Here is a 12,118-nt window from a genome sequence, read left to right as displayed (position 1 = left end):
TACCTATGGGATATAACATTCCGAGAGGAACACAGGATATTCTGCCTGGAGAATCAGATCGCTGGCAGTTTGTTGAACAAATTATGAGAGACACTTGCCGCACTTATCAATATAAAGAAATCCGCACACCGATTTTTGAGCATACAGAACTGTTTGCCAGAGGCGTCGGGGAATCAACGGATATCGTACAAAAAGAAATGTATACCTTCGAGGACCGCAAAGGCAGAAGCCTGACGCTTCGTCCGGAGGGAACAGCTGCTGCGGTTCGCGCTTTTAATGAAAACAAGCTGTTCGCAAATCCTGTACAGCCGACAAAGCTTTATTATGTCGGGCCGATGTTCCGTTATGAACGTCCTCAGACGGGCCGTTACCGCCAGTTTTATCAGTTTGGAATTGAAGCGATTGGTTCGAAAGACCCTGCAATCGACGCTGAAGTAATGGCGCTTGCGATGAGTATTTATGAAAAAGCAGGTTTAGAAAACGTTAAGCTTGTCATAAACAGTCTCGGCGATCAAGATAGCCGCAAAAGCTACAGAGAAGCGCTTGTGAAACACTTCGAGCCTCGCATCGAAGAATTTTGTTCAGACTGCCAGTCCCGGCTGCACACGAACCCGCTTAGAATTTTGGACTGCAAAAAAGACCGAGATCATGAGCTGATGAAATCGGCACCTTCGATTTTGACATATTTAAATGAAGAATCAGCCGCTTATTTTGACAAAGTGAAACAATACTTAAATGATCTTGGCATTTCGTATGAAATCGATCCGAACCTTGTGAGAGGGCTGGATTATTACAACCACACCGCATTTGAAATTATGAGCAATGCGGAGGGCTTTGGTGCGATTACGACACTTGCCGGTGGCGGACGCTACGACGGGCTTGTCGAACAGATCGGCGGACCAGAAGCACCGGGCATCGGATTTGCGATGAGCATCGAACGCTTGCTTGCCGCAATTGATGCTGAAAAAAGAGAGTTGCCTGTTGATAAGGGAATCGACTGCTATATCGTCACACTCGGCGAAAAAGCAAAGGATTATTCTGTTTCATTGGTGTACAAACTGAGAGAAGCAGGCATTTCCAGTGAAATCGATTATGAAAATAAGAAAATGAAAGGCCAGTTTAAAACAGCTGATCGCTTAAATGCCAGATTTATTGCGATTTTGGGTGAAGATGAGCTTGCCCAAAACAAAATCAATGTAAAGGATGCACAGACTGGCGAACAGATTGAAGTGGCACTTGATGAATTTATACATGTGATGAAGGCAAACCAAAAGGGATAAGGAGTGAAACGCATTGTTTGGAAGAACATATTATTGCGGTGATATAACTGAAAAAGCAATTGGCGAATCTGTAACGCTGAAAGGATGGGTCCAAAAAAGACGAGACCTCGGCGGATTGATTTTTATTGACTTGCGTGACCGTACGGGCATTGTTCAAGTCGTTTTTAACCCTGATGTGTCAAAAGAAGCGCTTGCTGTTGCGGAAGGCATCAGAAATGAATACGTGCTTGATATTCAAGGAAAAGTGGTGGCGCGTGAAGAGGGAACAGTTAATCCGAATTTGAAAACAGGCGCGATCGAAATACATGCTGATGGAGTGAACGTATTAAATGCTGCAAAGACACCTCCATTTGCGATTTCTGATCAAGCTGAAGAAGTGTCAGAGGACGTTCGTTTAAAACACCGTTACTTAGATTTGCGCAGACCGGCTATGTTCCAGACGATGCAGCTGCGCCATAACGTGACGAAAGCTGTTCGCAGCTTTTTAGATGAAAATGGGTTTCTTGATATTGAAACGCCGATTTTAACAGGAAGCACGCCTGAAGGCGCACGTGACTACCTGGTGCCGAGCCGTGTGCACGAAGGTGAGTTCTACGCGCTGCCGCAGTCCCCGCAGCTATTTAAACAGCTTCTGATGGTATCAGGCATTGAACGATATTATCAAATTGCCCGCTGTTTCCGCGATGAAGACTTGCGTGCGGACCGTCAGCCTGAGTTTACGCAAATTGATATTGAAATGTCCTTTATGAGCCAGGAAGACATTATGTCATTGGCTGAGGAGATGATGGCAAAGGTTATGCGTGAAACAAAAGGTGAGGAACTTAAGCTTCCTCTTCCTCGAATGACGTATGACGAAGCAATGAACAAGTACGGTTCTGATAAACCGGATACGCGTTTTGACATGCTTTTGACGGATGTGTCTGACATTGTAAAGGATACGGAATTTAAAGTGTTCTCATCAGCTGTAGCAAACGGCGGCGTGGTTAAAGCCATCAACGTAAAAGGCGGTGCCGGCGATTACTCCAGAAAAGACATCGACGCTCTTGGCTCTTTTGCTGCAAACTACGGGGCAAAAGGGCTTGCCTGGGTGAAGGTTGAGGCAGACGGAGTGAAAGGCCCGATCGCTAAATTCTTTGATGAAGAAAAGCAGTCTAAGCTGATTGAAGCACTTGATGCTGCTGAAGGTGATTTGCTGCTGTTCGGAGCGGATCAATTCGAAGTTGTGGCCGCATCACTCGGCGCCCTGCGCTTAAAGCTTGGAAAAGAACGCGGGCTGATTGACGAAAAATTGTTCAATTTCTTATGGGTCATCGACTGGCCGCTATTAGAGCATGATCCGGAAGAAGGCCGTTTTTACGCAGCGCACCATCCGTTCACAATGCCTGTCCGCGAAGACCTTGAGCTGATTGAAACAGCGCCTGAAGACATGAAAGCACAAGCTTATGACCTCGTCTTAAACGGCTATGAGCTTGGCGGCGGTTCAATCCGTATTTTTGAAAAGGATATTCAGGAAAAAATGTTTGCGCTTCTCGGCTTCTCACCAGAAGAAGCGGCTGAACAGTTCGGATTCCTGCTGGAAGCATTTGAATACGGCGCTCCTCCGCACGGCGGAATCGCACTCGGCTTAGACCGTCTCGTTATGCTTCTCGCTGGACGTACGAACCTGAGAGATACGATTGCATTCCCGAAAACGGCAAGTGCAAGCTGCCTGATGACAGAAGCGCCAGGCGAAGTAAGCGACGCCCAGCTTGACGAGCTTCATCTTTCTATCAAGAAAAAAGTTAAGAACTGAATGTGCAGTTCGATTCTTGAAAATCAAAATCGTCTGTGATATGATTTTGACAAGTTAAATAAAGTCCTGATGTGTTAGTTGTACACCTAGTTTTGACCGAACATTTTTTTGATTTGGGAGCCCGCATTTTTAAATGGCGTACATGCCTCTTTTCATTCGGTAAAGAGGACTTACAAGATTTAAAAGAGGGCACCCACCTGCTGAGAGCGGGTTCAAAACAAAGGAAAGCTGCAACGGCACTATTGGGACTTTATTTTTTGTGCGCAGAAAAAACGGCTGCTCATGGATCAGCCATTTTATAGATGAAACCAGAATACGAATGTGGAGTGAGGTTCTTGTTACACCAGTTTTCACGCAATGAATTAGCTATCGGAAAAGAAGGCCTTGAAACGCTGAAAAACAGCACAGTTGCTGTGCTTGGAGTCGGGGGAGTCGGATCGTTCGCGGCGGAAGCTCTCGCGCGGTCAGGCGTCGGCCGCATTCTGCTTGTCGACAAAGATGATGTCGACATTACAAATGTAAACCGTCAGCTTCACGCGCTGCTTTCAACTGTCGGACAGCCGAAAGTTGATTTAATGAAGGCGCGGATCGCAGACATTAATCCGGAGTGTGAAGTGATCGCGTTAAAAATGTTCTATACGGAGGAAACGTATGAGCAGTTTTTTGACTATGATCTTGACTATGTCATTGATGCGTCAGACACCATTTGTTATAAAATTCATTTAATGAAAGAATGTCTGAAACGGGATATTCCGCTCATCTCCAGCATGGGTGCTGCAAATAAAACGGATCCGACACGCTTCCAAATCGCTGATATCTCAAAAACGCACACTGATCCAATTGCGAAGGTCGTTCGTACGAAATTACGCAAGGAGGGTATCAAAAAAGGCGTTCAAGTGATTTTCTCTGATGAAAGCCCGATTGTCATTCGGGAAGATGTCAGAAAAGAAGTGGGGAATGACGAAGCGAAAATCCGTAAAGCAAAAATGCCGCCTTCCTCTAATGCTTTTGTGCCGTCAGTTGCAGGTTTGATTATGGGCGGACATGTTGTCATGGATCTTTTGAAAGACATTGAAATCAAACGTGTGAAGGATAAATAATGCATAAAAACAGCCTTGATGATCAAGGCTGTTTTTGTTTTATTTTCTTTTCATTAATTTATCGTACACCTGCTTTAAGGCGGATTCGAATTTTCCTGTCTGTTTCGGCTTATAGTATTGCTTTTTTTTCAGAGGATCAGGGAGGTATTGTTGTTCGACCCAACCGTTGTCGTAATTGTGCGGGTATTTATAGTCGATTCCTCTTCCTAATTCCTGAGCTCCTTTATAATGCGCGTCTTTTAAATGCTTCGGGACATCCCCAATTTTTCCGGCTCTGATATCTGCCAAGGCCTCATCGATTGCCAGAATGGCAGAGTTTGATTTCGGTGAGAGGCAAAGCTCAATAACTGCGTTGGCCAGCGGGATTCGCGCTTCAGGAAACCCGACTCGCTCAGCGGTCTGAATAGCGTTCAGCACTCTAGGGCCGGCTTGCGGGCTTGCTAAACCGATATCCTCATAGGCGATAACAAGCAATCGTCTTGCGATGCTCTCCAGATCACCGGCTTCAATTAATCTAGCCAAATAGTGAAGAGCAGCGTTGGCATCAGAGCCGCGGATCGATTTTTGAAAAGCGGACAGTACATCATAATGCGCGTCACCATCTTTATCGTGAGAAAAGCTTTTTTTCTGCAAGCATTCTTCCGCGGTTTCTAATGTAATGTGAATTTCACCGTCTGCTGACTCCTTCGTTGACAACACGGCAAGCTCAAGCGCATTTAAAGCGGAGCGGACATCTCCTCCGCATCCGTGGGCAAAATGCTCCATCGCCTGATCATCAATGGATACTGAATAGGTGCCAAGGCCCCGATGTTCATCATGGAGCGCACGTTCCAGTGCCTGTTTAATCAGATCAGGTGTTAACGGTTCAAGCTCAAAAATCTGGGTCCGGCTTCTGATCGCCGGATTAATGGCATGATACGGGTTAGCCGTCGTTGCTCCGATCAAAATGATCATCCCGTTTTCTAAATAGGGTAATAGAAAATCCTGTTTTCCTTTATCCAGCCTGTGGACTTCATCCAGAATCAAAATCACTTGGCCGGACATCTTGGCTTCCTGAGCTACGATTTCCATATCTTTTTTATTGTTAATGACAGCATTCAGCTTTCGAAAAGCAATACTTGTTGAACCGGCGATTGCTGTTGCGATTGATGTTTTTCCAATTCCGGGCGGCCCGTACAAAATCATGGATGACAAATGTTTTGCCTGGACCATTCTGCCAATAATTTTATCTTCAGCCACCAGATGCTGCTGGCCGATAATATCCTCTATTTTTGTCGGACGCATCCGATATGCCAATGGCTTCATCTATCATCTCTCCTTACTTAATTACAGGGTAACGGAAAACCGTACATTAGAAAAGGGGAAAGGCCCCCTTTCCTTCTGCCTCAATGAAAATTCGCTGAAGGTATGTTATAATAACAGTTGGTCTATAAGATAATAAACGGACGAAACATATAGAAATTACCATTATAAGTGTGGAAAATCATGAAATAACAGAGGTGTTCATGTTGAAAATATCAACTAAGGGAAGATACGGGCTCACCATTATGATCGAGCTTGCAAAAAAGTACGGTGAAGGCCCGACTTCATTAAAAAGCATCGCACAGACGAATAATTTGTCCGAGCATTATTTGGAGCAGCTGGTATCGCCGCTCAGAAATGCCGGTTTAGTGAAAAGCATCAGAGGCGCATATGGCGGATATGTATTAGGCAGTGAGCCGGATGCCATTACTGCGGGAGATATTATCCGTGTGCTTGAGGGGCCGATCAGCCCTGTTGAAGTGCTGGAAGATGAGGAGCCTGCCAAGCGTGAGCTCTGGATTCGCATCCGGGATGCTGTAAAAGAGGTTTTAGACAGTACAACATTAGAGGATCTTGCCAGCTATACAGACGGAGAGCAAGAAGCTTATATGTTCTATATTTAGATCAGAGGTGTAAACATAATGGAACGGATTTATTTAGATCATGCCGCAACGTCTCCGATGGATGAGCGCGTGCTGGAAAAAATGATACCGCACTTCTCCGGCAGTTTCGGTAATCCCTCCAGTATTCATTCATTTGGCAGAGAATCTCGAAAATGGGTGGATGAAGCAAGAGCGCAGATCGCAGCAGAAATCGGAGCGGCAGAGCAGGAGATCATTTTTACAAGCGGGGGAACGGAAGCTGATAACTTGGCGATCATGGGAACCGCACTTGCAAGAAAAGATCTTGGCAGACATATCATCACAACAAAAATTGAGCATCACGCCGTGCTTCACACATGTGAAAAACTTGAGGGAGACGGATTTGACATAACGTATCTGGACGTTGACCAAAATGGAAGAGTCAGTGCAAAACAGGTGAAAGAAGCACTGCGTGATGATACAATCCTTGTGACAGTGATGTATGGAAATAATGAAGTTGGAACAGTGCAGCCGATCGAAGAAATCGGTGAGCTGTTAAAGGAACACAAAGCTTATTTTCATACCGATGCTGTTCAGGCATTCGGGTTGCTGCCAATTGATGTGAAAAACAGCCATATTGACCTTCTGTCTGTTTCCGGGCACAAGCTCAACGGGCCAAAAGGGACAGGCTTTTTATATGCTAGTAAAGATGTGAAGCTTTCACCGCTTTTATTCGGAGGAGAGCAAGAAAGAAAACGCCGTGCCGGAACGGAAAATGTTCCAGGTATTGTCGGGCTGAAAGAAGCGATCAAGCTGTCAAGTGAAGAACGTGACGAAAAAAACGAGAAGTATCAATCGTTTAAAGCAATCTTTGCCGACACGCTTAGAGATACAGGTGTGGCATTCGAGATCAACGGGGACAAAGAGCACAGTCTGCCGCATGTTCTGAATCTTTATTTCCCCGGTGTGTCAGTGGAAGCGCTGCTGGTCAATCTTGATATGGCTGGTGTCGCTGTCTCCAGCGGTTCAGCGTGCACGGCCGGTTCAGTCCTGCCGTCACATGTTCTGACTGCTATGTTCGGCGAAGAGAGTGACCGGCTGACGTCCTCTATTCGAATCAGCTTCGGCCTCGGCAATACGGCTGAGCAAGTGAAAACTGCTGCCAGACATGTGGCCGACGTTGTCAAACGGCTGACACAATAAGGCGGCTTAGTAATTGGAGTGAATGAAATGGAAAAACGGCCGGAGGATACAAGAGTCGTCGTCGGCATGTCCGGCGGAGTAGACTCATCTGTGGCGGCCCTGCTGTTAAAAGAACAGGGCTATGATGTAATCGGAATCTTTATGAAAAACTGGGATGATACGGACGAAAACGGTTTTTGCACGGCGACAGAGGATTATGAGGATGTGATCCGCGTCTGCAACCAAATCGGAATTCCGTATTATGCCGTAAACTTTGAAAAGCAATATTATGAGAAGGTATTTCAATACTTCCTTGATGAATATAAAGCAGGCAGAACACCAAACCCGGATGTATTGTGCAACAAAGAAATTAAATTCAAAGCCTTTTTGGAGCATGCATTGTCACTTGGCGCCGACTATTTAGCGACTGGCCACTATGCAAGAGTAGACAGAAGCGGCGGAAAAGTCAGAATGCTGCGCGGCATTGATGAAAACAAGGATCAAACGTACTTCCTGAATCAGCTGACAGAAGATACGCTGAGCAAAGTCATGTTCCCGATCGGCGAACTTCAAAAAAGCCGTGTGCGTGAAATCGCCAAAGAAGCAGAACTTGCAACGGCGACGAAAAAAGACAGTACAGGCATCTGCTTTATCGGCGAACGCAACTTCAAAACGTTTCTCAGCCAATATCTCCCTGCACAGCCGGGCGATATGATGACGATGGACGGCGAAGTAAAAGGCCGCCACGACGGGTTGATGTACTATACGATCGGACAGCGTCACGGCCTTGGCATCGGCGGAAGCGGCGAGCCGTGGTTTGCGGTAGGCAAAGATCTTGAAAAGAACATCCTCTACGTGGATCAAGGGTTCCATAACCCGCTTTTATATTCTGACAAAATCACAGCAACAAATATCAGCTGGGTACGTTCGGATATCATGAAGGGCGAAGAGATTTCCTGCACGGCTAAATTCCGTTACCGCCAAGAGGATCATAAAGTAACGGTGCGCATGACTGGCGAGGGTGAAGCGGAAGTCATCTTTGATGAACAAGTCCGCGCTGTAACGCCAGGACAAGCCGTTGTCTTCTATGACGGCGAAGAATGCCTTGGCGGCGGGACGATTGATGATGTGTACAAAGATGGAACAAAATTGTGGTACGTATAAAAGATGAAAAACCTCAACACTGAGTTGGGGTTTTTTAATGAAAGGAAGATGATCGGTGGATTATAATCAACTCGGTATAGAGGCGATGCAGGAAGGCGATTACGAGAAAGCGGCAGAGGCATTTACAAAAGCGATTGAAGAAAATAAAGAAGACGCGATTCCGTATATCAATTTTGCCAACCTGCTTTCATCCGTAAACGAGCTGGAACGTGCGCTTGCGTTTTATGATAAAGCGCTTGAATTAGACAGTAGCGCAGCCACTGCTTATTATGGAGCAGGAAATGTCTATGTTGTAAAAGAAATGTACAAAGAAGCGAAAGACATGTTTGAAAAAGCGCTACGTGCGGGGATGGAAAACGGTGACCTGTTTTACATGCTCGGAACGGTACTTGTCAAGCTCGAACAGCCTAAGCTTGCACTGCCATATTTACAAAGAGCTGTCGAACTGAATGAAAACGATACGGAAGCGCGCTTTCAATTCGGGATGTGCTTAGCCAACGAGGGCATGCTGGACGAAGCGCTCAGCCAATTCTCAGCTGTGACAGAGCAAGACCCGGGGCATGCAGATGCATTTTATAATGCCGGTGTCGCTTATGCTTATAAAGAAAACCGAGAAAAAGCGCTGGAAATGCTGGACAAGGCAATCGATATCCAGCCAGATCATATGCTTGCGCTTCATGCTAAAAAACTGATTGATCCATCATAACAGGCACAGGAGGAGGGACAGCTCGTGCAGCAGCATCCGGATCAGCTTAAACTGGAGGAAGAGCCCTATTTAAAAGGGACAGTCAACACAGTCATCTATCATAATGACACCAATTTATATACGGTTCTGAAAGTGAAAGTCACAGAGACCTCCGAAGCCATTGAAGATAAAGCCGTATCCGTGACGGGCTACTTCCCTGCGCTTCAAGAAGAAGAGACCTACACGTTTTACGGAAAGATCGTAACCCATCCAAAATTCGGGCTCCAATTTCAGGCGGAGCATTTCAAAAAGGAGATTCCAACGACTAAGGAAGGCATCATTCAATATTTATCGAGTGATTTATTCGAGGGGATCGGCAAAAAAACAGCTGAAGAAATTGTGAAAAAGCTGGGCGACAGCGCCATTAATAAAATATTGGCTGACGCTTCAGTGCTTTATGATGTTCCCAGACTCTCAAAAAAGAAAGCCGACACGCTGGCTGGCGCATTGCAGCGGCATCAGGGACTGGAGCAAATCATGATTTCCTTGAATCAGTTTGGCTTTGGCCCGCAGCTGTCTATGAAAATCTATCAAGCCTATGAATCCGAGACGCTTGAAAAGATTCAGGAAAATCCTTATCAGCTTGTGAAGGATGTAGAAGGCATCGGGTTTGGAAAAGCGGATGAGCTGGGCAGCAGAATGGGTCTTTCGGGTAATCATCCTGAGCGGGTAAAAGCTGCTATTTTGTACACGCTTGAAACGACTTGTCTGTCAGAGGGGCACACGTACATAGAAACGGAACAGCTGATCATTGACACCCAATCTCTGTTAAATCAGTCAGCAAGGGAAGGACAGCGCATCACAGAAATGGATGCCGCTAACGCGATTATTGCCCTTGGAGAAAATAAAGACATTGTCATAGAAGATGGCCGCTGTTATTTTCCTTCGCTGTTTTACGCAGAACAAAACGTTGCAAAGCGTGTGAAACATATCGCTAGCCAAACCGAATATGAGAACCAGTTTCCCGAATCAGAGTTTTTGCTCGCGTTGGGAGAACTGGAAGAACGGATGAACGTTCAGTATGCCCCCAGCCAGAAGGAAGCGATTCAAAAAGCCCTTTCCTCGCCGATGCTTCTTTTAACAGGAGGTCCTGGAACAGGGAAAACGACGGTAATCAGAGGGATTGTCGAGCTCTACGGAGAGCTTCACGGTGTGTCACTAGATCCGTCAGCTTATAAAAAGGATGAAGCTTTTCCGATTGTTTTGGCCGCTCCGACAGGGAGAGCAGCAAAACGGATGAGTGAATCAACGGGACTCCCTGCAGTCACGATACACAGGCTGCTTGGCTGGAACGGTGCTGAAGGCTTTACTCATACAGAGGATCAGCCGATCGAAGGGAAGCTGTTAATTATCGATGAAGCCAGTATGCTTGATATATGGCTGGCGAATCATTTGTTCAAGGCGATCCCTGATCATATACAAATCATCATTGTCGGAGACGAAGACCAGCTGCCTTCTGTCGGTCCGGGACAAGTGCTCAGAGACTTGCTGGCATCCCAGGTGATTCCGACTGTGAGACTGACAGACATCTATCGTCAGGCGGAGGGGTCATCAATCGTCGAGCTTGCCCACCAGATGAAAAATGGATTGCTGCCGAACAATTTGACTGCCCCGACAAAGGACCGTTCCTTTATTCGCTGCGGCGGGTCGCAAATCAAAGAAGTAGTTGAGAAGGTTGTCGCCAATGCATTGAAAAAAGGCTATACAGCAAAGGACATTCAGGTCCTCGCTCCGATGTACAGAGGAAAAGCCGGCATTAATGAATTGAATGTGATGCTGCAGGACATTTTAAATCCTCCTAAAGAAAAACGGAGAGAATTGAAGTTCGGGGATGTTGTCTACAGAACCGGAGATAAAATTTTGCAGCTTGTCAATCAGCCGGAAAACAATGTATTCAACGGAGATATTGGCGAAATCACGTCGATATTTTATGCAAAGGAAAATACAGAAAAAGAAGACATTGCCGTCGTTTCTTTTGACGGCAATGAAATGACATTTACGAAAAAAGATTTTAATCAATTTACCCATGCGTATTGCTGTTCTATTCATAAATCGCAGGGAAGTGAATTTCCGATTGTGGTTTTGCCTGTTGTGAAAGGCTATTATAGAATGCTCAGAAGAAACCTTCTTTATACCGCGATTACAAGAGCGAAGAAATTTCTCATTTTATGCGGTGAGGAGGAGGCGCTGGAGTGGGGCGTGAAAAATAATGATGCAACTGTCAGACAGACCTCCTTAAAAAACAGGCTGTCCGTACAGGTTGAGGAAATGGATGCCGAGCTTGAGGCTCTCCAAAAAGAGCTCCCGTTCAGCGTACACGACGCCAACATTGGCATGGAAGGCATTACACCATTCGATTTTATGAAAGAAGAACAGCAATAAAATGCTCCCGTGCAAGCGGGAGTTTTTTTCATTTGCAGTGGAATTGATTTCATTGTATGAGTCTAAGGCGCAAAGCAAAACCTAAGCCTGTTCAACAAAAGGTGGTTGATCACACTTTGAGAACATGCCATGAAGTAGAAGGATTCCCAGTATACTCAGAACGAACTTCTTGTTATCTCGGGGCAATTTCCGATATTTGTTTTTCTCTGAAAGGAGATTGTCTTGGGTTTATTCTTGCACAAAAACGCTTTTTGCATCATCATCATGCGCTATTACGGGCGTGTGATATCTCTTCCATTCTTGATGACCGCATATTGGCTTCGGTCAGTTCAGAACAGCTTCTGCCTCTTCCGAAAACATGCTTCACATACGAGCAGATGAAGATGAAGCTTGTGAAATCGCAAGAGGGGGATATATTGGGGATGCTGGAAGATGTATACTTTTGTTTGGACAGGGGCATAATCGTAGCATATGAACTCTCGGACGGTTTCTTTTCTGACCTGGCGGGAAGCAAGCGCCAGATCCAAAGAGCGGATTCGCTTGTCGAGGTGCGGAAAGACGAGATCGTTCTGAACGGATAGAGGTGTGAG

Annotated in this window: 10 protein-coding genes and 1 other RNA gene; 10 read left to right on the top strand and 1 reads right to left on the bottom strand. The window is 45.8% G+C overall.

Features of this window, described 5'->3' with window-relative positions:
- Positions 1 to 5: 5 nt before the first annotated feature.
- The 4 genes from hisS to NSU05_RS13710 all read left to right on the top strand — a co-directional run bounded on the left by hisS (position 6) and on the right by NSU05_RS13710 (position 4,172).
- Entirely contained in the window at positions 6 to 1,280 is a 1,275-nt protein-coding gene (hisS, locus tag NSU05_RS13725) for a histidine--tRNA ligase (RefSeq protein WP_032722254.1), read from the top strand.
- A gap of 13 nt (positions 1,281 to 1,293) precedes the next feature.
- On the top strand, positions 1,294 to 3,072 hold the full coding sequence (gene aspS / locus NSU05_RS13720) for an aspartate--tRNA ligase (RefSeq protein WP_032722253.1): 1,779 nt from the start codon (positions 1,294 to 1,296) through the stop codon (positions 3,070 to 3,072).
- 60 nt (positions 3,073 to 3,132) lie between these two features.
- A non-coding RNA gene (gene ssrS, locus NSU05_RS13715) (6S RNA) lies at positions 3,133 to 3,325 on the top strand.
- A gap of 82 nt (positions 3,326 to 3,407) precedes the next feature.
- Entirely contained in the window at positions 3,408 to 4,172 is a 765-nt protein-coding gene (locus tag NSU05_RS13710; protein WP_003229763.1) for a tRNA threonylcarbamoyladenosine dehydratase, read from the top strand.
- A gap of 39 nt (positions 4,173 to 4,211) precedes the next feature.
- On the opposite strand, the gene NSU05_RS13705 is transcribed toward NSU05_RS13710, so the two are convergent.
- On the bottom strand, positions 4,212 to 5,477 hold the full coding sequence (locus NSU05_RS13705) for a replication-associated recombination protein A (protein WP_038429397.1): 1,266 nt from the start codon (positions 5,475 to 5,477) through the stop codon (positions 4,212 to 4,214).
- A 203-nt stretch (positions 5,478 to 5,680) separates the two neighbouring features.
- On the opposite strand from NSU05_RS13705, the gene cymR reads away from it, so the two are divergent.
- From cymR to NSU05_RS13675, 6 genes are all read left to right on the top strand, one after another.
- The gene (gene cymR, locus NSU05_RS13700; protein WP_038430036.1) at positions 5,681 to 6,097 is read left to right on the top strand and encodes a cysteine metabolism transcriptional regulator CymR; all 417 of its coding nucleotides are present in this window, start codon (positions 5,681 to 5,683) and stop codon (positions 6,095 to 6,097) included.
- Positions 6,098 to 6,115: 18 nt separating this feature from the next.
- Complete coding sequence (locus NSU05_RS13695; RefSeq protein ID WP_038429396.1) at positions 6,116 to 7,258, top strand: cysteine desulfurase family protein; 1,143 nt, start codon at positions 6,116 to 6,118, stop codon at positions 7,256 to 7,258.
- Between the two features lie 27 nt (positions 7,259 to 7,285).
- The gene (mnmA, locus tag NSU05_RS13690; RefSeq protein ID WP_004398509.1) at positions 7,286 to 8,401 is read left to right on the top strand and encodes a tRNA 2-thiouridine(34) synthase MnmA; all 1,116 of its coding nucleotides are present in this window, start codon (positions 7,286 to 7,288) and stop codon (positions 8,399 to 8,401) included.
- Between the two features lie 85 nt (positions 8,402 to 8,486).
- Positions 8,487 to 9,107: a tetratricopeptide repeat protein gene (locus tag NSU05_RS13685; RefSeq protein WP_211197310.1), complete on the top strand. Its 621-nt coding sequence runs from the start codon at positions 8,487 to 8,489 to the stop codon at positions 9,105 to 9,107.
- Between the two features lie 24 nt (positions 9,108 to 9,131).
- Positions 9,132 to 11,528, top strand: a complete 2,397-nt coding sequence (locus NSU05_RS13680) for an ATP-dependent RecD-like DNA helicase (protein ID WP_038429395.1) — start codon at positions 9,132 to 9,134, stop codon at positions 11,526 to 11,528.
- A 56-nt stretch (positions 11,529 to 11,584) separates the two neighbouring features.
- Positions 11,585 to 12,109 carry a PRC-barrel domain-containing protein gene (locus NSU05_RS13675; RefSeq protein WP_080478416.1) on the top strand — a complete coding sequence of 175 codons (525 nt, stop codon included), beginning with the start codon at positions 11,585 to 11,587 and terminating at the stop codon, positions 12,107 to 12,109.
- Positions 12,110 to 12,118 lie beyond the last annotated feature (9 nt).

Origin of the sequence: Bacillus sp. EU52, assembly GCF_037964975.1 — a bacterium.
In the GTDB taxonomy this organism is placed as follows: domain Bacteria; phylum Bacillota; class Bacilli; order Bacillales; family Bacillaceae; genus Bacillus; species Bacillus subtilis.
Note: the sequence above shows the minus strand (reverse complement) of the source record. Positions and strands in the feature narration are given on the sequence as shown.